The sequence below is a fragment of the Streptomyces sp. NPDC058674 genome (genome assembly GCF_042716505.1).
GTDB lineage: Bacteria > Actinomycetota > Actinomycetes > Streptomycetales > Streptomycetaceae > Streptomyces.
This window is the reverse complement of record NZ_JBHXSC010000062.1, coordinates 14,640-35,137: the sequence shown is the minus strand read 5'-3', so window position 1 is coordinate 35,137 and position 20,498 is coordinate 14,640. Positions and strand designations below refer to the sequence as shown.

Here is a 20,498-nt window from a genome sequence, read left to right as displayed (position 1 = left end):
CCTGGGTGGGGCGGGCGGCCGGGAGCGCCGCCGCCACTGGCGACGGCCGCCCCAGACCGGCCGGGTCACGGCTGCCAGTGCAGGCGGCCCAAGTGGATCAGGCGGAGCTGGCCGCGGGCCGTGGAGATGACGGCCGACCAGTCCTCGCCGCGCAGCGAGGCGGTGAGGCACGCCGAGGCCGTCATGAACATGTGGTCCACCAGGAGCCGGGACAGCATCGCCACATCGGCCGCCGGCCAGTCCGCACCGGCAGGATCGGCCGCGAGCGCGGCACCGATCTCGGCGGCGAAGGCGTCGAGTTGCCCGGCGATGGCCTCGCGCACGGCGGTGACCCCGCCGTGCCGTTCGCGGACGAGGAAGCGGACGTGCCCCGGACGGCTGCGGACCAGTTCGGCGACGAGGCGGACCGCGGCGTCGCCGCGCCGTTCGGCGTCACCGGCCGAGGCGAGAACGCCCCGCACGGTCGTGTGCAGGCTGGCCAGGGCTTCCTCGACGAGCGTGATCCCCAGCTCGTCCATGCCGCGGAAGTGCCGGTAGAAGGCGGTGGGGGCGACGCCGGCGGCCCTGGCCACCTCCCTGAGCCCGAGGCTGCCGAGGCTCCGCTCCTCCAACTGCGCCAAGGCCGCGTCGAGGAGGGCGCGTCGGGTACGACGGCGCCGGGCCTCGCGGACACCCGTGTTCGCACTCATGACGGGCAGTCAACCGCGTCACACTCACCGACCGCCAGCATGAACAGAACTGTACCGGGTAGTCAGTGAACAACTGTTACTCAAAAGTAGGAGGAACTCCCGTGCTCTTCCTCGTAGCCGCGTTACTCGTCATGGGTGTCGTCCTCGGCGCCGTGGCCCACGTGCCGGTGCCGGTCAGCCTGGCCGCGGGCCTCGCGATCGCGCTGTGGCTCGCCCTCTTCGCCGCACGCGAGCGCCTGTCGGGCCGCGCCGGGCGGCCCGGGCTCCGGCGGGGAGGCCTGCGATGAAGCCGACCCCCGCCGCGGAGGCCCCGGCCCGCTCCGGCATCCGCGCCCGCACCCGCTCCGGTGACGCCGACGCGATGGCGGTCACCGCGTTCGTGCTCGGCCTGGTCGGACTCCTCGTGTTGAACCTGCTGCTCGGTCCGATCGCCGTCCTGCTCGGCTCCGCCGCCCTGTGGCGGCGTACGTCCAGGCCGGGCCGCGCCCGCCTCGGCATCGCCCTGGGCGTGGCGGACCTGGTGGTCCTCGCCTGCCTCGTCACCGCCGACGGCACGTGGTCGTGGAGCCTGGGCTGAGCCGAGACGTCCCGGCCGGCCCGGCCCGCGCGGCGGTCTCAGCGCCAGGCGGGATGGCCTTCGGAGGCGGTGCCGGTGGTGAGCGCTCGTTCGCCCGTCGTGTCGGCGCGCACGGCCCAGACCGCCGGCTTCTCGTAGGGGCCCCGTACGAAGGCCACCCAGGCGCCGTCGACGGACCAGGCGGGGTCCATCTCATGGGCTCCGGTGGCCACCAGTTCGCGGTCGCCCGCGCCGTCGGCGCCCACGAGGCGGATGTCCCCCTGGGTGCCCTTGTCGTACGTCCCCGCGGTGTACGCGAACGTGCTGCCGTCCGGGGACCAGACCGGGTCCAGCGCCGGATGGGGCAGCCGGGTCACCTGCTGGGGGGCGCGGCCCGGCGCGGCCGGGTCGACCAGGTGGATCTGCCAGTTGTCCGGCTGGGTCTGCAGGCAGACGGCGATGTGCCTGCCGTCCGGCGACCAGGCGGGGTCCTCGACCTGGCCGGTGCCCGTGGTGAGCTGCTGGGCGGTGCCGTCGGCGACGCGCACCACGAACAGCTGCTGGACGCCGTCCCTCTTGCGCAGCACGGCGAGCCGGGTGCCGTCCGGGGACCACGACACCCTGCCGTCGGCGATGGCGGCGACCCGCCGGGCGTCCGACCCGTCGGCCTTCGCGGTCCACACGGCCACGCCCTCGGACGTGGTGCGCGAGAAGGCGAAGGACGTGCGGTCGGGGGACCACTGGGGCAGGGCGTCGCAGGGATCGCCGGGGACGATCTGCCGGGCGGCGTCCGTCCCGGGGTCGCGCCGGGCGATCACACCGTGGCAGCTTCCGGACCGGCCGGGGCCCGAGGCGTCCAACCGGATGAGCAGGGGGTCGGTGGGGAAGGGGGCGGGAGTGGCGGCGGTGGCACCGGGCTGGGCGCCCTTCTTGTCCTCGTCCTGCGCGGACCTGTCCCAGGGCTGCCACAGGAACAGCCCGACGGTCGCCAGGACCGTCACGAGCGCCGCCGCTCCCATCGCGGTGCGGCGCCCGTGCCGGGACTGTCGGGAGGCGGGCACGCCGGGCCCGGCGGCCGCGTACCAGGCGTCCCCGCCCGCGGGCGGGGACGTGGATGCCGACAAGGACGCGGGTACGGGCGAAGGCGTGGAGGCGGACGAGGAGCCGGGCCCGGGTGACGGCGCGCTGGAGCCGACGGCGAGGGTCGGCGTGGGCACCGGGGCAGGAGCGGGACCGGGGCCGGGTACGGGCGCAGGACCGGGTACGGGCGTGGGCGCGGGGCTCGGTACGGGCGCGGGGGAGGGCGTCGGGGAGACCGGCGCCGGTGCCGGCGTCTGCTCCGCCCCCGGGGGCGGTGGGGTGCCCGGCTCGGGCTCGGCGGGGCGGGTCGCGGGATCCTCCCGGGGGAGCAGCTGGGTGGCCGCGTCGGGGAGCCAGCAGTCCCCGGTCGGGTGGCGCACCGTCAGCCGGCCGAGGAAGTCGGTGGGGCTGGGCCGCCCCGACGGGTCCTTGGACAGGCAGGAGGCGATGGCGTCGCGGAGCTCGTCGGGGACGGCGCTCAGGTCCGGCTCCTCGTGGACGACCTTGTAGTGCCGGGCCGCCGAGGGGCCGTCGCCGAAGGGGATGCCTCCCGCGGCCTGGGTGAGCACCACCCCCAGGGCGAACATGTCCACCGCCGGCGTCACGGCGCCGCTGGTCAGCTGCTCGGGGGCCAGGAAGCCGGGGGTGCCGATCTGGAGTCCGGTCTGCGTCAGCGCCGTGCCGTCCAGAGCGCGCGCGATGCCGAAGTCGATGACGCGCGGCCCGTCCTCCGCGACGATGATGTTCGCGGGCTTGAGGTCCCGGTGGATCACACCGGCCCGGTGGATCGCCTCCAGCGCCTCGGCCAGGCCGGCCGCCAGTACGGTCAGGGTGTCCACGGGGAGCGAGCCGACCTGGGTGAGGACGGCCTGGAGGGTGGGGCCGGGCACGAAGGCCGTCACCAGAAAGGCCGGGTCGCCCTCCGGATCGGCGTCGACGACCGGAGCCGTGTGGAATCCGCCGACCCGGCGCGCGGCCGCCACCTCGTCGGCGAACCGCCGGCGGAAGCCCGGCTCCGTGCTCAGCTCGGGACGCACGACCTTGACGGCCACCGCGCGCCCGGACCGGGACCGGCCGAGGTAGACCACGCCCATGCCCCCCTGGCCGAGCCGTCCCACCAGCCGGTAGCGGCCCTCACCGACCGAGGTGGGATCGCCCGTTGCGAGCGGCTTCATGTGTCCCCCGTTTCGCGCCCTGCGCGGTTGCAGGCGCTCCTGCCTACCCGCCGTGCCGTACGGCAGTCAAGCCGGGCCGCGCCGGGTCCCGGAGTCCGGTCGCCGGAGCGCCCGGGAGGTACCCCTTGAATGATCAAACTGGTGTCGGGTTAGCATATGAGCGCCGCCTAGCTCGAAAGATAAACCTGTGACTGTCAATGACGACTCGTTCACCAACTGGAAGAACCGCGAGGAGATCGCGGAGTCGATGATCCCGATCATCGGGAAGCTGCACCGGGAACGGGACGTCACGGTCCTGCTCCACAGCCGCTCCTTGGTGAACAAGTCGGTGGTCAGCATCCTGAAGACCCACCGATTCGCCCGGCAGATCGCCGGTGAGGAACTCTCGGTCACCGAGACGCTGCCGTTCCTGCAGGCTCTCGCGACCCTCGATCTCGGTCCCTCGCAGATCGACATCGGCATGCTCGCCGCGACGTACAAGACGGACGACCGCGGCCTGTCGGTGGAGGCCTTCACCGCCGAGGCCGTCGTCGGCGCCACGGGCGCCAACAAGATCGACCGCCGTGAGCCGCGCGACGTCGTCCTCTACGGGTTCGGCCGCATCGGCCGTCTCGTCGCCCGCCTCCTCATCGAGAAGGCCGGCTCCGGCAACGGCCTGCGCCTGCGCGCCATCGTCGTCCGCAGGGGCGGCGACCAGGACATCGTCAAGCGCGCCTCGCTGCTGCGCCGCGACTCCATCCACGGCCAGTTCCAGGGCACGATCACCGTCGACGAGGCGAACAGCACGATCGTCGCCAACGGCAACGAGATCAAGGTGATCTACGCCAACGACCCGTCGGAGGTCGACTACACCGAGTACGGCGTCAAGGGCGCCATCCTCATCGACAACACCGGCAAGTGGCGCGACCGCGAGGGCCTGTCGAAGCACCTGCGTCCGGGCATCGACAAGGTCGTCCTCACGGCTCCGGGCAAGGGCGACGTCCCCAACATCGTCCACGGGGTCAACCACGACACCATCAAGCCGGACGAGCAGATCCTGTCCTGCGCCTCGTGCACGACCAACGCGATCGTCCCGCCGCTGAAGGCGATGGCGGACGAGTACGGCGTCCTGCGCGGGCACGTGGAGACCGTCCACTCCTTCACCAACGACCAGAACCTGCTGGACAATTACCACAGCTCGGACCGGCGCGGCCGCTCGGCGCCGCTGAACATGGTCATCACCGAGACGGGCGCCGCCTCCGCCGTGGCCAAGGCCCTGCCCGACCTCAAGGCGCGGATCACCGGCAGCTCCATCCGCGTCCCCGTGCCGAACGTCTCGATCGCCATCCTCAACCTGCGGCTGGCGCGCGAGACCACGCGCGAGGAGGTCCTCGACTACCTCCGCAACGTGTCGCTGGCATCGCCGCTCAAGCGTCAGATCGACTTCATCAGCGCCCCCGACGCGGTCTCCAGCGACTTCATCGGATCGCGCCACTCGTCGATCATCGACGCCGGCGCCATGAAGGTCGAGGGCGACGACGCGATCCTCTACCTCTGGTACGACAACGAGTTCGGCTACTCCTGCCAGGTCATCCGGGTCGTCCAGCACGTCTCCGGCGTGGAGTACCCGACCTACCCGGTCCCGGCGGTCTGACGGGCACTCTGACGGGCAGTCCGATCCACCCCCGGTGCGGGTCCGCGACATGCGGGCCCGCACCGCTGTGTCCGGGTGCGTGCGCGCACCCCCGATCCGCCGTGCCCATCGACAGGCGTCCGGGATCAGGTTAGCCTCCCCTAAGTTCGTTTGATCCCCGCGCCCTCGGCGTGCCCTGCTCTCGGTTCCCCCCAAGCACGGACATCGGCTGCCCCGCACGATTGGGAGTGACATGTCACAGGATCATTCTGACGATGCGCCACTGGTCCACGACCTCATCGGGATCGGCTTCGGACCCTCGAACGTGGCCATGGCGATCGCACTCACCGAGCACAACGCCGCAGTGGGACGACAGGAGGCCGTCACCGCTCACTTCTTCGAGCAGCAGCCCCGTTTCGGCTGGCACCGCGGGATGCTGATCGACGACGCGACGATGCAGGTCTCCTTCCTCAAGGACCTGGTGACGCTGCGCAATCCGGCCAGCGGGTTCAGCTTCCTGTGCTACCTGCAGAGCAAGGGCCGGCTGATCGACTTCGTCAACCACAAGAACCTCTTCCCGCTGCGCGTCGAGTTCCACGACTACTTCGAGTGGGCCGCGGCCAAGGTCGACGACATGGTGTCCTACGGGCACGAGGTCGTCTCCGTACGGCCCGTCGTGCGCGACGGCGTGGTGGAGTACGTGGACGTCACGGCCCGCTCCGGGTCCGAAACGGTGGTCCACCGGGCCCGCAACCTGGTCATCGGCACCGGCCTGCGGCCGCAGATGCCCGAGGGCGTCGAGCGCACCGAGCGGATCTGGCACACCTCGGAACTGCTGACCCGGGTGGAGGACCTCAAGGACGCCGAACCGTCCCGCTTCATCGTGGTCGGCGCCGGCCAGAGCGCCGCGGAGAACGTGGCCTTCCTGCACCGGCGCTTCCCCGGGGCCCAGGTGTGCGCGGTCTTCGCCCGCTACGGCTACAGCCCGGCCGACGACAGCAAGTTCGCCAACCGGATCTTCGACCCCGCCGCGGTCGACGCGTACTTCGCCGCTCCGGAGGAGGTCAAGCGCAAGCTGATCGAGTACCACGCCAACACCAACTACTCCGTGGTGGACGTCGACCTGATCGACGACCTGTACCGCCAGGAGTACCAGCAGAAGGTCCTCGGCACCGAGCGGCTGCGCTTCCTCAAGGTGTCGCGGCTCACCGACGTCGTGGAGACCCCGGACCGGGTGCTCGCCGCGGTCGAGTCGCTGGTCACCGGGGAGAAGGAGCCGCTGGACGCGGACGTGCTGGTCTACGCGACCGGATACCGCTCGGCGGACGGGCTCGGCCTGCTCGGCGAGGTCGAGGCGTACTGCCACCGCGACGACCTGGGCCGGGTCCGCGTACGGCGGGACTACCGCATCGAGACCGATCCCGGACTGCGCTGCGGCCTCTACCTCCAGGGCGGCACCGAGCACACGCACGGCATCACCTCGTCCCTGCTGTCGAACACCGCCGTCAGGGTCGGCGAGATCCTCCGGTCGATCCTCGACCGGAGCCGCGTCCCGGCACGAGGCCCCCGCCGGGCCGCGGACGAGATCGGCTCCGCCGCCTAGGGCCGGGCGTCGCGGGCGAGGCGGGACTTCGACGACAGGCCCCAGAGCGGTGACCGGGCCCGGCGGGCCGCTCAGCAGACCTGGTCGTAGGCGCGGTCGGCCGCCCGCGTCCAGCTGTCCCAGTAGGCGGCGCCGTGCAGCGTGTTGCGCTCCGCCCGGGGCGGGGCGTCGCAGCCCTCGGCCGCCGCCTCCAGGCCGGCCCTGGTCCCGTCCCGGCGGCCCCGCTCGCTCTCCTCGCCGGGGCTCGGCCGGGACGGGGTCGAGCCGTTCGGGTCCTGGGGCTCGGGCTGGGCGCCGGTCCGCCGACAGTACCGGCCGCTCGCGTCCACGTTCGGGGGCTGGGCGGACTGTCCGTCGTCGAGCGTGCGGGGCGCCGTGAAGCCCTCCCCGGTGATCGTGGCGGACGTGCCGTCCGGTGACGCCGTGACCGTGCAGCCCGCTGTCGGCGCCGCCGCTCCGGCGGTGGGCCCGAGGGCGAGCATGCCGCCGCAGACGACCGAGGAGGCGAGCAGCGACGCGGTCACGACGTGTCGGGTGCGTGCGGACATGATGTGCTCCCAATCGGGGGGCGGGGGACGCGAGGCCCCGCCGCCGGCGCGGCTGTCACGTCCGGGCACGGCGGTCCCGCGGTCCGGACGCGCCCATCCCCTCCATGCTCCACCGCCCGCCACCCGGTGTCGACCGGGAGCCCGGCGGCTCCGGTACGGCCTGCCGCGCCACGGCCGCCGCCACCGCCCGGCGGCAGCCGAGCCGAGCAGCGGGGCGCCGCCGGGCGGCGGTGTCAGCCCCGCCGCGCGGTGCCCGGCTCCGCCCCGCCCGCGTCCAAGGCGTCTGCCGAGCGGTCCGGTCGGCGGGCCGGTGACAGCAGCGGGTCGTCGAGCCGCACGATCCGGTAGCCCGCCCGGCGGCTCGCTGCCCTGGGCGGTTGGCGGCGTCGCGCGGTGGTGCCCGCCGCGGCCTTCGCCGACCGGGCCCGCTGGGCCGCCGCGACCAGGGCCGCCACCGGGGGCGCCTCCGCGCGCAGCCGGTTGAAGCCGCGGATGGAAAGGCCGACGAGGGTCGCCGCGGCCGGCCAGGCGGCGCCCTTGCGGATCGCGTTCAGCATCAGTTGGAGCGCCGCGGGCGTGGGAGCCGTCCCCGGCCGCAGGCCGTGGGCCTCGGCCAGCGAGCGCGCGGCGCGGATCGCCGCGGCGAAGCTGGTGTCGATGGCCAGCCACTCGCGCAGGGTGCGCTCCGGTACCCCGGCCGCCGCGGCGCAACCGGGGACGGTCAGTCCCTGAGCGGCGCCGCGCAAGGCGTCGGCCATACGGGCAATCGTTTCCTCACGCTGGCTGGGCGTGCGGCTCAGCGCCTCGCCCAGCGCCCGGTCCAGCTCCTCCTGGGAGCTCATCCAGGCCACCACCCCGTCGGCCCACTCGTCCTGTTGAGCCTGGTGCCGCGCCTTCTCCTGCATCATCCCCGCCCCCCATGGTTTAGGTAAGCCTAACCTAATGGGCGTCGTGTGCGGGAGGGGAGGAGCTCACGTCTTGAGGTGTTCGGGGTCGAAGTGGCCCCTGCGGGCCGTGCCTGGGCCGTCGGTTCGGCCGGGGGGTCGAACTCGGCCGCGTTGCAGGGGGGTTCAGGCGGCCTGGCTGTCGGGGTGGGCCGGAGCCCCGGGGAAGTCGGGGGCGGCTTCGGCCTGCTGCTCCGCCTCCGGTTCGGGGACCGGGCTCAGGTGCCGCTGGGGTGCCTGCCGCTCCAGCCGGCGCGGGTCGAGCATGTGTTCCTCGTAGCGGCCGAGGGCGAGCATGAGGCAGAGGAGCAGGGGCGGCACGAGCAGCATGGTGAAGATCACGACGGTCCCTTCGGCGGAGGGGTGGTCCCTCTCGCACCCGCCCGGTACGAGGGCGGGAAGTCGCGGAGGGGGCGTACGTGTCAGCACGGGGGAGGGGGTGGTGCAGCGCCCGTACGGGCGACGGGCGCTGCTTCGTGCCACGGGTCGGGGGAGCGTCAGTGCTTGCCCCTGGCCTTCTTCATCTGGTCGCCGGCCTTCGCCGCCATCTCCTCGGTCTTGCCGCTCATCTGCTCGGCGCTGCCCTCCGCCTGCATCGTCTTGTTGTCCGTGGCGCTGCCCGCGGTCTCCTTGAGCTTGCCCTTGACCTGCTTGGCCTTCGCCTTCGCCTTGCTCATGATGGGGTGGTTCCTTCCGGGTCGGATTGATGGCGCAAGCCCACCATGCGTCCGGAACGGTCTCGGTGCAATTCGGGCCAAATGCCTGAATATCGACCAACTGGTCGGCAGTCGTTGCGCCATCCGTGTGCGGACCGGTCCGCACACGGTCCGGTCGCCCCGCCCCCGGCGAAGGCGCTCCCGCAGGGGCGGCGGAAAGGCACCCGGGGCAGGGCTCGCGAGCGCTGTCCCCCGGTCCGCAGCGGTGGATCAGGCGCGGTCGATGTGCACGCTGGTCGACTTCACCCGGGCGGTGGCCCGCATGCCGACCTCCAGGCCCAGCTCCTCGACCGCCTCCCGGGTCAGCAGGGACACCACGCGGTGCGGTCCGGCCTGGACTTCGACCTGGGCGGCCACGTCGCCGAGTTTGATCCCGGTGACGATCCCGGGGAAGGCGTTGCGGGCCGAGGTGTACGGTTCGTCCCCGCCCTCGGCGCCCTCCTGGGCGGCCTCCACGCAGAACGCCGCCAGATCGGGGCCGTCGATGATCCGGCGGTTGCCCTCGCGGCGGGTGGGGAAGCGCTCGGCGTCCGCCCACCGGCGGGCGGTGTCGGCACTGACACCCAGCAGCCGGGCGGCCTGGCCGATCGTGTAGGACTCCATGCGCTCCACCCTACTCACGGGTCTCCCGCGTCCCGGAGGTGCCCGCCGCCCGGCTCTCCCGGCCGCGCACCGCCCGTTCTCACGCCGCCGCGGCCCCCGCTCCCCGCCGCCCGGCGGTCAGCCGCGGCCGCGGCCCCGACCGGCCAGGTTGCGGGTCAGCAGCCCGGTGGAGTCCGCCACGCCGACGCCCCCGCCGGACGACGTGTCAGGAAGCCGCCCGTCGGCCGCCTTGAGCTCGGTCAGCGCCGCCTCCATCGCCCGGTGCGCGGCGAACAGGCAGGGCGTGCTGTAGACGGCGGCGTCGATGCCGAGCCCGGTCAGCTCCGTCAGGGAGAAGCGCGGGGACTTCCCGCCGCCGATCTGGTTGAACAGCAGCGGCTTGCCCCCGGCCGCGTCCCGGACGAGCTTGAGCTGCTCGGTGCTCCGTACGCCGTCCACGAGGACCATGTCGGCGTCCGTCGCGGCCAGTTCTTTGGTCCGCAGCAGCATCTCCGACTCCTCCGTGGCGTCGGTCCGAGCCACCACGAAGAGGTCCCGGCGCTCCTCCAGGACCCGTTCCAGCTTGGCGAGGTACTGCCGCAGCGGCAGGATCTGCTTGCCCTCGGCGTGACCGCAGCGCCGCGGACGCTGCTGGTCCTCCAGGACCACGCCCGACGCACCGGCCTGCTCCAGCCGCCGCACGACGTGGCCGGCCACCTCCGGGTCCCCGTAACCGTCGTCGATGTCCACCAGCAGGTGGTGCTCCGGGAACGCCGCCCGCAGCCGCTCGGTGAAGGCCACCATGTCCGGCCAGGCGATGAACCCGACGTCCGGCAGACCGTAGAAGGACGCCGCGAAACCGAAACCGGAGAGGAAGAAGGCGTCGTAGTGGCCGGCGGCCACCGACGCCGAGTACATGTCGTACACCCCGATCAGGGGGGTCGTACCCGCCTCCGCGACGGCCTGCCGCAGCGCACTTCCACGATCCCGGCCCACTGTGGCTCCTCACCCGAGGGGACCCGGTCGGTCCCGCTCCGGTGATCCTGGACGGACGGACCCCGGCAGGAACGATCCGGCCGTTCCAGCGCGCCCCGCTTTCACCCGGACGAGTCCGGCCGCGGACCGAGCGGGGAGGACCGCCCCGCCGGGCGGCTGCCACCGCCCGCCGCCACCGCCCCGCCGCCGGCTGCCCGGGGACCGGTGCCGGTCCGCTGGCGGGGCCCCGGCCGGTGGTGTCCGCTGGAGTGGTGAGCCCTGTCCCCGAACGCGGCTGGCTGGCCGGCCTCCCGCCGGCGGCGGGAGCGGCCGTCATGGCCGCCGGCATCCTCTCCGTCGGCCTGCACCTCGTCGGGCGCGAGGCGCTGTCGCTCGCCGCGCTGGCGATCGCCGCGGCGCTGTGGCTGGTGCTCGGCGCCGACTTCGCCGCCCGGCTCTTCCGCGACCGCGGCCGCTTCCGCGCCGAGGCCGACACGCCGGCGGCCCTCACCGCCGTCGCCGCGACCACCGTCGTCGGCACCCGGATCTCGCAGCTGGGATGGCAGGGCGCGGCCGCCGTGCTGCTGGCGCTCGCCGCGGCGCTGTGGCCCGGTCTGACGGTCAACGTCCTGCGCCACTGGCGGCGCCGGATGCCCGGCGTCGCCTTCCTCGTCTGCGTGGCCACCCAGGGGCTCGCCGTCCTCGCGGCGGCGCTCGCCACCGCCCTTCCGTGCACCTGGCTGGCCCGGGCGGCCCTGGCCGCCTTCTGCCTCGGCCTGCTGCTCTACGTCCCGGCCCTCGCCCGCTTCGACCTCGGCGAGGTGGCGGGCGGGGCGGGCGACCACTGGGTGGCGGGCGGCGCGCTGTCGATCTCCGCCCTGGCCGGCTCCAAGCTCACCGCGTCACCCGTGTGGGCCGGTGCGGCGCACACGGCCCTGCGTACCGTCACCCTCCTCGCCCTCACCCTGTCCCTCCTCTGGTACGCCGTCCTCCTCGCCGCGGAAGTGCGCCACCCCCGGCCGCACTACGACATTCGGCGCTGGGCCACGGTCTTCCCCCTCGGCATGACCGCGACCGCCTGCCTCTCCGCCGCGGGCCCGGTCGGGATCGGCTGGCTGCGCCCCCTGGGCGAGGTACTGCTCTGGACGGCGGTCGCGGCCTGGCTGCTGACCCTCGCGGCGATGGTCACCTCTCGCCGCTCCCGGCGGGCGGGCTGAGTTCCGCACGCTTCCACCGGCCCAGCACCGCCACCCAGGCCAGCAGGGCGACCGCGACCAGCAGCGGCCACCGCGGGCCGTGACGCAGCATCAGCAGCCCCCCGGCCAGCGCCCCGCACGCCAGGGTCACCACCGTCACCAGCCGCCGCGCGGAGGCGGCCCCCCAGGGATCGGCGGCCAGCCCGGTCAGCGCCCGGGTGACGACCGTGGTGGTGAGGTCGGGGACGGCGAGCCGGTGCACGACCCCGTTCTGCAGCCCCATCCCCAGGGCCAGCAGTGCGACGACGACCAGCTCGCCGGCCCCGCCCGCCGTCCCGGCAAGGGCACCGGCCACCAGGAGGGCCTGCACCGCGACCAGCGGGCCGAAGAACCGCTCCGCCGCCCCGCGGGGGAGCAGCCGTCCCGCCGCCAGGGCCCCGGCCAGGAAGGCACCGAGGGCCAGCAGGGTGGCCGGTACGGAGAGCTCGCGGTCACCGGCGAGCGCGAAACCGAGGAAGACCACGTTGCCGGTCATGTTCGCGACGAAGGCGTGGTCCAGGCCGAGATAGCTCACCGCGTCCACCAGCCCGCTGACGAAGGTGAGCACCACCAGCAGCGGAGGCAGCACCCCGTGGGGCCCACCGGGCGGCCCGTCCCGCTCCGGCGGGAAGAGCAGCGCGGCCAGCGGCCGCAGGACGCCCCGCCCGCGCTCGCGCCCGGTCCCTGACCTCATGGAGTCCTCTCCTCTCCTGCCGCCTGCCGCCTGCCGCCTGCCGCCTGTCGCCCCGGCCGCGCGGTCGCCGCCCCGGCCGTCTGCGCTCCCACCCCGGCCGGCCGTGTGCCGGCGCCGCCCTCCGTGCATGGTGCGGGCCGTGGGCCCCGCCACCGGGGCGACCCGCCGGAGCCGCCCCCGGGCGGGCCCGGGCTGCGTCCCGGATCTCCGTCCGGTACCGGGCCCCGCCCTGTGGCGGGGCCCGGGGAGGCTGAGTAGGGTCCCGGCATGGCATACACGTTCCAGGTGACGATCGACTCGGCCGACCCGCACGCCCTCGCCGACTGGTGGGCCGACGCGCTGGGCTGGGAGGTCGAGCCGAGCGACGAGGCGTTCATCCGAGGCATGATCGCCGCGGGCCACGCGACCGACGAGGACACCACGACCCACAACGGCGTCCTGGTCTGGCAGACGGGCCAGGCCATCCGCCACCCGGAGGGCCTGGAGCGCGCCCCGCGCGTCCTCTTCCAGCTGGTGCCCGAGCCCAAGACGGTCAAGAACCGCGTCCACCTGGACGTCCGCACCGGACCGGACGACGACCCGAAGCGCGTCGTCGAACGCCTGCTCGCCAAGGGCGCCACCTTCCTCCACGAGGGCCGCCAGGGCCCCTCCGCCTGGACCACGATCGCCGACCCGCAGGGCAACGAGATCTGCATCACCCACTGAGCGTCCGCACCGGCGTGGCAACCTTGTCCCCGGCCGTCCGTCCCCACCAGCAGGAGTCCCCGTGAGCACGCCCGCCCCCGCCGCGCCGGTCTTCCTCGCCCCGCCGCACCCCGACGCCGGCGAAGGACGGACCGGCGTCGTGTGGGCGCTGGGCGACCGCACCCGGGACCTCGACGCGAACCTGGTCCGGATCGGGCCCGGCGCAGGCATCGGCGAGCACACCGAGTCGGTCCTCGGCGTCCTGCTCGTCGTCGTCGGCGGTACGGGGGAACTCCGCACCCCGGACGCCACGGTGGCGCTGGTGCCCGGAGCCGTGGCCTGGCTCCCCGCCGGCACCACCCGCTCCGTGCGGGCCGGAGCCGAGGGGCTCGCCTACACCACCGCGCACCGCCGCCGGCCGCCGCTCACCATCGGCCCGGCCCCGCACGCCGGGGCGGGGGAGCCGGCCTGCCTGCTGGACCGGGTCTGCACCGAATGCGGCCGCCTCGCCACCGAGTCCGATGCCCGCCACTGCAGCCGGTGCGGCGCCCGACTGCCGCACTGAGACCGCCGACCGAGGCCGGCCACCGGCCGGGAGCCGTTCCTGACCAGCGCTAATTGGGTACCGGGCAGCCCTTCCCACAGGTGAGAATGAGCCATCTGAATCCGGGAGGGACCCCATGAGCCAGGACCGCCTGACTCTGCATGACCTGCTGCCCGCGCAGGAGCTGGCCGCTTCGATCGACGCCGGGTACGTGACCCGCAAGACGCACCCCGAACTGCCGCTGTCCATCTACACGTACACGAGGACGGCGCAGTACGAGCGCGTCTGGAACCAGGTCACCACCCGCTGCCGGGGCCTCGTCGCCGACGACGCGACCGGGGCGATCGTCGCGCTCCCGCTGCCGAAGTTCTTCAACGTCGGCGAGCACGAGTCGGGTCAGCCCTACGCGCCCGCCCTGCCGGACGAGCCGTTCGAGGTCTACGACAAGGTCGACGGAAGCCTCGCCGTGGTCTTCCACTACGCCGGCCGCTGGCGGGCCGCGTCCAAGGGTTCCTTCATCAGCACCCAGGCCACGTGGGCGCAGCGCCGCCTCGATGCCGTGGACACGGCGGCGCTCGTACCGGGCGTCACCTACCTCGCCGAGGTCCTCTACCCGCAGAACCGCATCGTCGTCGACTACGGCGACCGGCGGGACCTCGTCCTGCTCGCCGCCTTCACCACGGACGGCGCCGAAGTCCCGCTCGCCGAGGCCGCGCCCCACTGGGAGGGGATCGGCTCCGTCGTCACGGTGTGGCCCGCCGTGCCCCTCCACGAGCTGATCGCGCTCGCCGACTCCAACACCCTGCCCGGCGGCGCCGCGGCGACCGGCACCCAGGCCGAGGGCTTCGTCCTGCGCTTCGCCTCCGGCGTCCGTGCGAAGGCCAAGCTGGCGGAGTACGTACGCCTGCACAAGGTGCTCACCGGTGTCACCGAGCGCGACATCTGGCGGGCCCACGGCGTCCAGCGGTTCGCCGGCCTGCCCGCCAAGCAGGTGGCCCAGGGCCTGAACTGCCCGGTCGCCGACATCGAGGCGGCCGGCGGCAAGCCGCTCGACGCACTACTGGAGCAGGTGCCCGACGAGTTCGACGCCTGGGTCCGCGAGGTCGTCGCCCGCCTCGAGGACGAGGCCGCGCTGCGCGAGCGCGCGGTCGACGAGGCGTACGCGGGCCTCGCGCACCTCGCCGGCGACCGCGGCGCCTTCGCCCGCGCGGCGAAGGGGCTGTCCGACGGCGGGATCCGGGCCGCGGTGTTCCTGCGCCTGGACGGCAGGCCCACCGACCTGGTCGTGTGGCGCCACGTCCGGCCCGAGCCGTCCGACCCCTTCACGAACGACGAGGAGAACTGACCCGTGTCCGAACAGACACCCGAAGCCGTGGCCGCGCCCGAGGCGGTGCCGGCGGCCCGGCGCGTGCCCGCGGCCGAGCCCGTCCCCGAGGAGGTTCCGCTGCCCGTCGTGCACGTCATGACGGGCCTGCCGGCCTCCGGCAAGACGACGGCCGCGCGCGCCCTCCAGGCCGAGGCCGGGGGACGGATGCGCCGCGTCAACCTCGACGACCTGCGGAGCATGCTCGACCTGCCGGACCCCGAGCGGGGCCGGAGCTTCGCCCACGAGCAGACCGTGCTCGCCGTCCAGGACGCCGCGGTCCGCGCGGCGGTCGACGGCGGTTTCGACGTGGTCGTCGACAACACCCACCTGACCAAGCACATCCCCAAGCGGCTCAAGGCGGCCGTCGGGGGCCTGGCGACCTTCGTCGTGCACGACTTCACCGACGTCCCGCTGGAGGAGTGCCTGCGCCGCGACGCCGCCCGCGAGCGACAGGTCGGCGAGGAGATCATCCGGATCCTGGCGGAGAAGCACCAGAAGGTGCGCAAGGGCGGCTGGCGGCTGACCTCGGAGTGGATGAACGGCGGTTCCGCGGGGGCGGCCGTCCCGCCCGTGACCGCGTACGTCCCCGATCCGGCGCTGCCGGCCGCGGTGATGTGCGACATCGACGGCACGCTCGCGCTGACCGGGGACCGCGGCCCGTACGACTTCTCGCGGTGCGAACTGGACCTGCTCAACGAGTCGGTCAAGCACGCTCTGGGCGCCTTCCGGCGCGCCGACGGGGACACGATCGTGCTGCTGTCGGGGCGGAGCGAGGAGCACCGGCCGCAGACCGAGTCCTGGCTGCGCCGGCACGAGGTGCCGTACGACGAGCTGTGGATGCGGGCGGCGGGCGACACGCGCCGGGACGACGTGGTCAAGGCGGAGCTGTTCGACGCGCACGTCCGCCACCGGTACGCGGTACGGGTGTCGCTCGACGACCGGGACCGGGTGGTCGCGGTCTGGCGCCGGATGGGCCTGCCCACCTGGCAGGTCAACTACGGGGACTTCTGACCGTGGCTGCCCGTGTGCTCGTCGTGGACGGTGCGAACGTCGTCGGCTCGGTCCCGGACGGCTGGTGGCGCGACCGGCGCGGCGCGGCGGAGCGCCTGCGCGACGCGCTGGCGGCGCGGGGCGGTGACGAGGAGGTCGTCCTCGTCGTCGAGGGGGCGGCCCGGGGCGTCGAGTCCGTGCCCGGGGTGCGCGTGGAGTCGGCGCCCGGCAGCGGTGACGACCTGATCGTGGAGCTGGCCTCGGCCTACGCGGAGCGCGGATGCACCGTGGTGACGGCCGACCGGGAGCTGCGCCGGCGGGTCGGGGAGCTGGGGGTGCGGTGCGCGGGGCCGCGCACCGTGCGTCCGGCGCCCTGAGCGGGCGCCGGACGCACGGTGATGCGGTGATGCGGTGAGGATGCGCCGGGTCAGCGGCAGAACTGCACCGGGGAGAGGTTCCTGACGTAGCGGGCGGACACCCAGCGGGCGCTGCTCGCGACCCGCAGCTCCTCGCCGTTGCCCCGGCCGTCGTCCTGGCGCCCTTCCTCGCGGCTCTCGTCGCGGCTCTCGTCGCGACCTTCCTCACGGTCTTCCTCGCTGCCGTCCTGGCGGCCTTCCTCACGGTCTTCTTCGCGGCCGTCCTGGCCTCCGTTGCCGTTCTCCGCGCCGCCGTTGCGCTCGTTCAGGCGGTACCACAGGCGGTTGCCGTCAACAGACTCGCCGTACTTCTTGCACTCGATCTCGACCTTGCGGTTCGGCTGGATCTGGCCGATGATGCGCGACTGCGTGGTGGGCTTGCTGCGGATCTTCAGCGGGCCCTTGGAGATGACGCGGCCGACGGCGTACCGGTCGGCCAACGTGTGGGGCTGCCCGAGCGCGGGCTCGTGGTCGATGACGGTCCGCGACGGCGCGTCGGCCATCGGGGTCCCGTCCGCGACGGCGGCGCCCGCCCCGACCAGGCCGAGAACCAGGCTTCCGGTGGCGAGAGCGAGGATGGTCCTGGTGGGCTTCAGCATGAGCCGGCTCCTCTACGAAGACATCCACCCGGCCGCGACGCGCGGCGCGGGGCGGCAACCAGGCGGCTGCCAGGGACGACTATGACGACGGGAGGCTCCGCGGCCCCGCTGACTCACCGCCGTTTAACCCGATATGCCCAATGCGCGCCGCCGGTACGGGTTCCGCGAACACGAGGTGCTCGGTCCGGCCGGTGCGGGGCGCCTTCCGGATGCGGGCGGAGACCGGCCGCGCCACAGTGTGGGCATGGGTATCGAAGACTACGGCGGCGGCCCCGGGGCCCAGCAGACCGGTGTCCTCGTCGTGACCACCAACGACGTCCCCGGCTACCGGGTCGAGCAGGTCATCGGCGAGGTCTTCGGCCTCACGGTGCGCTCCCGCCACCTGGGCAGCCAGATCGGCGCCGGGCTGAAGTCGATGATCGGCGGAGAGCTGAAGGGCCTCACCAAAACCCTGGTGGAGACCCGCAACCAGGCCATGGACCGGCTCATCGAGCAGGCGAAGGCGCGGGGCGCGAACGCCGTGCTGATGATGCGCTTCGACGTGACCGACGCCGCCGACGTGGGGACCGAGGTGTGCGCGTACGGCACGGCGGTCGTGCTGGTGCCCGCCTCCACCTGATCGGGCACGCCCGCACGCCCGCACCCGCCGCACGCGCACGCACACCCGCGGCGGTGCCCTGCCGGTCGTGCCCGGTCCGGCCGACACCGCACCTCCCGGGCGCCGGACCGGCACAATGGGCGCCGTGAACCTCATGGACAAGGGCGCCAACGTGCCGATCGGGGCCGCCGGAGTGCGGGCCGTGCTGGGCTGGTCGGCCGGGCCCGGCGTACCGGACGTGGACGCCTCCGCGCTCCTGCTGACGGGCGGCGGACGGGTCCGCTCCGACGCCGACTTCGTCTTCTACAACCAGCCCCGGCACGCCTCCGGGGCGGTGCGGCACCTCGGCAAGCGACCGGGGGCCGACACGGTCGCCGTCGACCTCGCCGCGGTGGAACCGGGCGTCGAACGGGTCCTGCTCTGCGCGTCGGCGGACGGCGGAAGCTTCGGACAGGTGCCGGGGCTGCACCTGCTCCTCCTGGACGCCGGATCCGGAGCCGAGCTGGCCCGCTTCGAGATGCGGCCGGGCCCGGAGACCGCCCTCGTCAGCGGCGAGCTCTACCGGCGTGCCGGGGCCTGGCGGTTCCGGGCGGTCGGCCAGGGGTACGCGAGCGGGCTGGCCGGGCTCGCGACGGACTTCGGCATCACCGTGGACCCGCCGACGCAGACGACAGCGCCCCGGACGGCCCCGCCGGCCGTCCCGGCGGCCGCCGCACCGACGGCCCCGCCGGCCGGCTCCGCGGGCGCGCCCCGAGGAGTCCCCGGGGCCGCGCCGACGGACCCGGCCGTGCGGCTCACCGCGGGGGAGGAGCAGCTCCCCGCCGAGGTGCGCGAACGCCTGTCCCTGCGCAAACGGCAGGTCGCGGTCAGCCTGAGCAAGCGCGGAGTCGCCGGCCTGGCCGCCCGCGTCGTCCTCGTCCTCGACGCGTCGGGCTCCATGGCCGCCCTCTACCGTCGCGGCACCGTCGCGGGCGTCGCCGAGCGGATGGCCGCCGTCGCCGCCCAGCTCGACGCGGACGGCGAGATGCAGGCCTGGACCTTCGCCTCCCACCCGGCACGGCTGCCCGACCTCGTCATCGGCGCCCTGCCCGAATGGCTCCGCCTGCACGTGCGCGGCGGGGAGTTCAGCCTCTTCGGCCGCAGGAAGCCGCCCAAGGGCCTCGCACCCGGCCAGGTCGACATGCGCGCCGTCGGCATCGGCAACGAGGAGCAGAAGGTCATTGCGGAGGTCCGCGCCTTCGTCCGCGACCACCCCGGCCCCGAGCCGACCCTGGTCCTGTTCTTCTCCGACGGCGGGGTCTACCGCAACGACGAGATCGAACGGGAGCTGCGCGCGGCCGTCGAGGAGCCGGTCTTCTGGCAGTTCATCGGCCTCGGGCAGGCCGACTACGGGGTGCTGGAACGCTTCGACACCCTTCCCGGCCGCCGCGTCGACAACGTCGGCTTCTTCGCGGTCGACGACATCGACACCGTCTCCGATCCCGAGCTGTACGACCGGCTGCTGTCGGAGTTCCCCTCCTGGATCGAAGCCGCCCGCCGGGCCGGCGTCCTGAGCTGATCACGACCGACCGGAAGGTGCCGGCGATGAATGACCGGGGGGCGTCCGCCGCCGAGGTGTTCGACGCGCTCGCGGACCGTTACGAGGAGGCCTTCGGGGAGGTCCCGGCACAACGGGAGGCCCTCGACTGGCTCGCCGCCCGACTGCCGCGCGGGGCCCGCGTGCTGGACGTGGGGAGCGGCACGGGCCGCCCCACGGCCGAAGCGCTCACGGCGGCGGGCTGCGCGGTGACCGGCATCGACGTCTCGGCGGAGATGGTCTCCCTGGCACGCGGCCGGGTACCGCAGGCCCGGTTCGAGCAGGCCGACGTGCGGACGTACGAGCCCGGCGGGGCGGACTTCGACGCCGTCTGCTCCTTCTTCCCGCTGCTGATGATGGACCAGCCGGAGGTGGCGGCGGCCCTGGAGCGGATGGCGTCCTGGGTGCGGCCCGGCGGATACCTCGTCCTGGCGACCGTGCCGGGCGACATCCGGGGGCTCGACATCGAGTTCATGGGCCACCGGGTCACCGTCAGCAGCCTGTCCACCGAGGACCACCTGGCCCGGCTCGCGGCCCAGGGGCTGGAGGTGCTGCACCACCGCACGGAGCTGTTCCAGCCCGCGGGGGGACTCGCCGAGCCGGAGGAGCACCTCTTCTGCTACGCGCGCCGCCCGGTCCCCGCACCGCCCGTCGGGCCCGCGGCCTGACGGCGACGCCGACCTGCCGGGCGGCACGGCGAAAAGTTTTCCGGTGACGGCGGCAACCTCCGGGCGGGTCGCGCGTCGTGCGGGGGTGAAGGGCGTGATCCGGCGCCCTCGCCCCGACCGTGACCGTGGAGTAGCACCGTGAAGAACATGCAGCGCGTCCCCCAGCCCGTCCGCCGGGCGGCCGTCACCGCCGTCGCCGCCGCCGCTGTGGTCGTCGCTCTCGCCGGTCCGGCGGCCGCCGCGAGCACCGCCTCGGCCACGCCCGCCCCGGCCACCCCGTCCGCCTCGGCCACGCCCGCCCCGGCCACCCCGTCCGCCACGGCGGTCCCGACGTCGACCGCCCCCGGCAGCCGGCCCAGCGCCGCCCCGACGGTCCGGCCCAGTGCAGCCCCGTCCCCCGCGACCAGCACCCGGCCCGGCGCGGCTCCCACCCCGTCGGTCAGCAGCCCGTCGAGCGCCGAACCCAGCGCCGCCCCGAGCGCTGCCCCCGGCGCCACCCCCGGCTCCACCGCTTCGTCCGGCGGCCCCGAGCTCGCGCATACTGGCTCCTCCGCCACCACCATCGCCCTGGGAGCCGGAGCCGCCGGCCTGATCGTCGTCGGCGCCGGAGCCCTGTACACCGTTCGGCGCCGCGCCAACGGCTGAGGT

The 20,498-nt window shown here is 74.2% G+C and carries 24 protein-coding genes; 14 read left to right on the top strand and 10 right to left on the bottom strand.

The window, feature by feature from the left end; all coding sequences use genetic code 11:
- Positions 1-65: 65 nt before the first annotated feature.
- Complete coding sequence (locus tag ACFWU6_RS26400; protein WP_383983413.1) at positions 66-689, bottom strand: TetR family transcriptional regulator; 624 nt, start codon at positions 687-689, stop codon at positions 66-68.
- Between the two features lie 101 nt (positions 690-790).
- Here ACFWU6_RS26400 and ACFWU6_RS26395 point away from each other — a divergent pair, with 101 nt between their 5' ends.
- Positions 791-976: a hypothetical protein gene (locus tag ACFWU6_RS26395; RefSeq protein WP_383799760.1), complete on the top strand. Its 186-nt coding sequence runs from the start codon at positions 791-793 to the stop codon at positions 974-976.
- The gene (locus tag ACFWU6_RS26390; RefSeq protein ID WP_383799758.1) at positions 973-1,266 is read left to right on the top strand and encodes a DUF4190 domain-containing protein; all 294 of its coding nucleotides are present in this window, start codon (positions 973-975) and stop codon (positions 1,264-1,266) included. The genes ACFWU6_RS26395 and ACFWU6_RS26390 overlap by 4 nt, the downstream gene beginning before the upstream one ends.
- 38 nt (positions 1,267-1,304) lie before the next feature.
- Here ACFWU6_RS26390 and ACFWU6_RS26385 read toward each other — a convergent pair whose 3' ends face one another.
- Positions 1,305-3,500 (bottom strand): protein kinase, encoded by a 2,196-nt coding sequence (locus ACFWU6_RS26385; protein WP_383983411.1) that lies wholly within the window; start codon positions 3,498-3,500, stop codon positions 1,305-1,307.
- A gap of 187 nt (positions 3,501-3,687) precedes the next feature.
- Here ACFWU6_RS26385 and ACFWU6_RS26380 point away from each other — a divergent pair, with 187 nt between their 5' ends.
- Positions 3,688-5,133: a glyceraldehyde-3-phosphate dehydrogenase gene (locus ACFWU6_RS26380; protein WP_383799752.1), complete on the top strand. Its 1,446-nt coding sequence runs from the start codon at positions 3,688-3,690 to the stop codon at positions 5,131-5,133.
- 232 nt (positions 5,134-5,365) lie between these two features.
- Complete coding sequence (locus ACFWU6_RS26375; RefSeq protein ID WP_383983409.1) at positions 5,366-6,715, top strand: lysine N(6)-hydroxylase/L-ornithine N(5)-oxygenase family protein; 1,350 nt, start codon at positions 5,366-5,368, stop codon at positions 6,713-6,715.
- Positions 6,716-6,786: 71 nt separating this feature from the next.
- Here ACFWU6_RS26375 and ACFWU6_RS26370 read toward each other — a convergent pair whose 3' ends face one another.
- From ACFWU6_RS26370 to ACFWU6_RS26345, 6 genes are all read right to left on the bottom strand, one after another.
- Positions 6,787-7,263 (bottom strand): hypothetical protein, encoded by a 477-nt coding sequence (locus ACFWU6_RS26370; RefSeq protein ID WP_383799746.1) that lies wholly within the window; start codon positions 7,261-7,263, stop codon positions 6,787-6,789.
- Between the two features lie 233 nt (positions 7,264-7,496).
- A complete protein-coding gene (locus ACFWU6_RS26365; RefSeq protein WP_383799743.1) occupies positions 7,497-8,171 on the bottom strand; it encodes a hypothetical protein in 675 nt (224 codons plus the stop codon).
- Positions 8,172-8,333: 162 nt separating this feature from the next.
- On the bottom strand, positions 8,334-8,549 hold the full coding sequence (locus ACFWU6_RS26360; RefSeq protein WP_383983407.1) for a hypothetical protein: 216 nt from the start codon (positions 8,547-8,549) through the stop codon (positions 8,334-8,336).
- A 155-nt stretch (positions 8,550-8,704) separates the two neighbouring features.
- Positions 8,705-8,884 (bottom strand): CsbD family protein, encoded by a 180-nt coding sequence (locus tag ACFWU6_RS26355; protein ID WP_383799738.1) that lies wholly within the window; start codon positions 8,882-8,884, stop codon positions 8,705-8,707.
- A 249-nt stretch (positions 8,885-9,133) separates the two neighbouring features.
- On the bottom strand, positions 9,134-9,526 hold the full coding sequence (locus ACFWU6_RS26350) for a molybdopterin-binding protein (RefSeq protein ID WP_383799735.1): 393 nt from the start codon (positions 9,524-9,526) through the stop codon (positions 9,134-9,136).
- Between the two features lie 117 nt (positions 9,527-9,643).
- Positions 9,644-10,501 carry an oxaloacetate decarboxylase gene (locus ACFWU6_RS26345; RefSeq protein ID WP_383799732.1) on the bottom strand — a complete coding sequence of 286 codons (858 nt, stop codon included), beginning with the start codon at positions 10,499-10,501 and terminating at the stop codon, positions 9,644-9,646.
- 248 nt (positions 10,502-10,749) lie between these two features.
- Between ACFWU6_RS26345 and ACFWU6_RS26340 the strand changes: the two genes are divergently transcribed.
- The gene (locus ACFWU6_RS26340) at positions 10,750-11,697 is read left to right on the top strand and encodes a hypothetical protein (RefSeq protein ID WP_383799729.1); all 948 of its coding nucleotides are present in this window, start codon (positions 10,750-10,752) and stop codon (positions 11,695-11,697) included.
- Here ACFWU6_RS26340 and ACFWU6_RS26335 read toward each other — a convergent pair.
- Positions 11,666-12,409: a YoaK family protein gene (locus ACFWU6_RS26335; RefSeq protein WP_383799727.1), complete on the bottom strand. Its 744-nt coding sequence runs from the start codon at positions 12,407-12,409 to the stop codon at positions 11,666-11,668. The genes ACFWU6_RS26340 and ACFWU6_RS26335 overlap by 32 nt on opposite strands.
- A gap of 267 nt (positions 12,410-12,676) precedes the next feature.
- Here ACFWU6_RS26335 and ACFWU6_RS26330 point away from each other — a divergent pair, with 267 nt between their 5' ends.
- The 5 genes from ACFWU6_RS26330 to ACFWU6_RS26310 all read left to right on the top strand — a co-directional run bounded on the left by ACFWU6_RS26330 (position 12,677) and on the right by ACFWU6_RS26310 (position 16,370).
- Positions 12,677-13,114 carry a VOC family protein gene (locus ACFWU6_RS26330; protein ID WP_383983405.1) on the top strand — a complete coding sequence of 146 codons (438 nt, stop codon included), beginning with the start codon at positions 12,677-12,679 and terminating at the stop codon, positions 13,112-13,114.
- Positions 13,115-13,175: 61 nt separating this feature from the next.
- Positions 13,176-13,658, top strand: a complete 483-nt coding sequence (locus ACFWU6_RS26325; protein WP_383983403.1) for a hypothetical protein — start codon at positions 13,176-13,178, stop codon at positions 13,656-13,658.
- Between the two features lie 115 nt (positions 13,659-13,773).
- The gene (locus tag ACFWU6_RS26320) at positions 13,774-14,982 is read left to right on the top strand and encodes an RNA ligase (RefSeq protein WP_383983401.1); all 1,209 of its coding nucleotides are present in this window, start codon (positions 13,774-13,776) and stop codon (positions 14,980-14,982) included.
- Positions 14,983-14,985: 3 nt separating this feature from the next.
- On the top strand, positions 14,986-16,014 hold the full coding sequence (locus ACFWU6_RS26315) for an AAA family ATPase (protein ID WP_383983399.1): 1,029 nt from the start codon (positions 14,986-14,988) through the stop codon (positions 16,012-16,014).
- Positions 16,015-16,016: 2 nt separating this feature from the next.
- A complete protein-coding gene (locus ACFWU6_RS26310; RefSeq protein ID WP_383983397.1) occupies positions 16,017-16,370 on the top strand; it encodes an NTP pyrophosphohydrolase in 354 nt (117 codons plus the stop codon).
- Positions 16,371-16,420: 50 nt separating this feature from the next.
- On the opposite strand, the gene ACFWU6_RS26305 is transcribed toward ACFWU6_RS26310, so the two are convergent.
- Complete coding sequence (locus ACFWU6_RS26305; RefSeq protein ID WP_383805334.1) at positions 16,421-17,008, bottom strand: SH3 domain-containing protein; 588 nt, start codon at positions 17,006-17,008, stop codon at positions 16,421-16,423.
- A gap of 244 nt (positions 17,009-17,252) precedes the next feature.
- Here ACFWU6_RS26305 and ACFWU6_RS26300 point away from each other — a divergent pair, with 244 nt between their 5' ends.
- The 4 genes from ACFWU6_RS26300 to ACFWU6_RS26285 all read left to right on the top strand — a co-directional run bounded on the left by ACFWU6_RS26300 (position 17,253) and on the right by ACFWU6_RS26285 (position 20,495).
- A complete protein-coding gene (locus ACFWU6_RS26300) occupies positions 17,253-17,627 on the top strand; it encodes a YbjQ family protein (protein ID WP_383805336.1) in 375 nt (124 codons plus the stop codon).
- Between the two features lie 115 nt (positions 17,628-17,742).
- Complete coding sequence (locus ACFWU6_RS26295; protein WP_383983395.1) at positions 17,743-19,164, top strand: VWA domain-containing protein; 1,422 nt, start codon at positions 17,743-17,745, stop codon at positions 19,162-19,164.
- A gap of 26 nt (positions 19,165-19,190) precedes the next feature.
- Positions 19,191-19,850 (top strand): class I SAM-dependent methyltransferase, encoded by a 660-nt coding sequence (locus ACFWU6_RS26290; protein ID WP_383983393.1) that lies wholly within the window; start codon positions 19,191-19,193, stop codon positions 19,848-19,850.
- A 147-nt stretch (positions 19,851-19,997) separates the two neighbouring features.
- Positions 19,998-20,495 (top strand): LPXTG cell wall anchor domain-containing protein, encoded by a 498-nt coding sequence (locus tag ACFWU6_RS26285; RefSeq protein ID WP_383805428.1) that lies wholly within the window; start codon positions 19,998-20,000, stop codon positions 20,493-20,495.
- Positions 20,496-20,498: the final 3 nt, after the last annotated feature.

Coding starts and splice junctions, on each gene's coding strand:
- ACFWU6_RS26400 (WP_383983413.1), bottom strand. CDS start 689: ATGAGTGCGAACACGGGTGTCCGCGAGGCCCGGCGCCGTCGTACCCGA.
- ACFWU6_RS26390 (WP_383799758.1), top strand. CDS start 973: ATGAAGCCGACCCCCGCCGCGGAGGCCCCGGCCCGCTCCGGCATCCGC.
- ACFWU6_RS26385 (WP_383983411.1), bottom strand. CDS start 3,500: ATGAAGCCGCTCGCAACGGGCGATCCCACCTCGGTCGGTGAGGGCCGC.
- ACFWU6_RS26375 (WP_383983409.1), top strand. CDS start 5,366: ATGTCACAGGATCATTCTGACGATGCGCCACTGGTCCACGACCTCATC.
- ACFWU6_RS26370 (WP_383799746.1), bottom strand. CDS start 7,263: ATGTCCGCACGCACCCGACACGTCGTGACCGCGTCGCTGCTCGCCTCC.
- ACFWU6_RS26365 (WP_383799743.1), bottom strand. CDS start 8,171: ATGATGCAGGAGAAGGCGCGGCACCAGGCTCAACAGGACGAGTGGGCC.
- ACFWU6_RS26355 (WP_383799738.1), bottom strand. CDS start 8,884: ATGAGCAAGGCGAAGGCGAAGGCCAAGCAGGTCAAGGGCAAGCTCAAG.
- ACFWU6_RS26350 (WP_383799735.1), bottom strand. CDS start 9,526: ATGGAGTCCTACACGATCGGCCAGGCCGCCCGGCTGCTGGGTGTCAGT.
- ACFWU6_RS26335 (WP_383799727.1), bottom strand. CDS start 12,409: ATGAGGTCAGGGACCGGGCGCGAGCGCGGGCGGGGCGTCCTGCGGCCG.
- ACFWU6_RS26330 (WP_383983405.1), top strand. CDS start 12,677: ATGGCATACACGTTCCAGGTGACGATCGACTCGGCCGACCCGCACGCC.
- ACFWU6_RS26320 (WP_383983401.1), top strand. CDS start 13,774: ATGAGCCAGGACCGCCTGACTCTGCATGACCTGCTGCCCGCGCAGGAG.
- ACFWU6_RS26305 (WP_383805334.1), bottom strand. CDS start 17,008: ATGCTGAAGCCCACCAGGACCATCCTCGCTCTCGCCACCGGAAGCCTG.
- ACFWU6_RS26300 (WP_383805336.1), top strand. CDS start 17,253: ATGGGTATCGAAGACTACGGCGGCGGCCCCGGGGCCCAGCAGACCGGT.
- ACFWU6_RS26295 (WP_383983395.1), top strand. CDS start 17,743: ATGGGCGCCGTGAACCTCATGGACAAGGGCGCCAACGTGCCGATCGGG.
- ACFWU6_RS26290 (WP_383983393.1), top strand. CDS start 19,191: ATGAATGACCGGGGGGCGTCCGCCGCCGAGGTGTTCGACGCGCTCGCG.
- ACFWU6_RS26285 (WP_383805428.1), top strand. CDS start 19,998: ATGCAGCGCGTCCCCCAGCCCGTCCGCCGGGCGGCCGTCACCGCCGTC.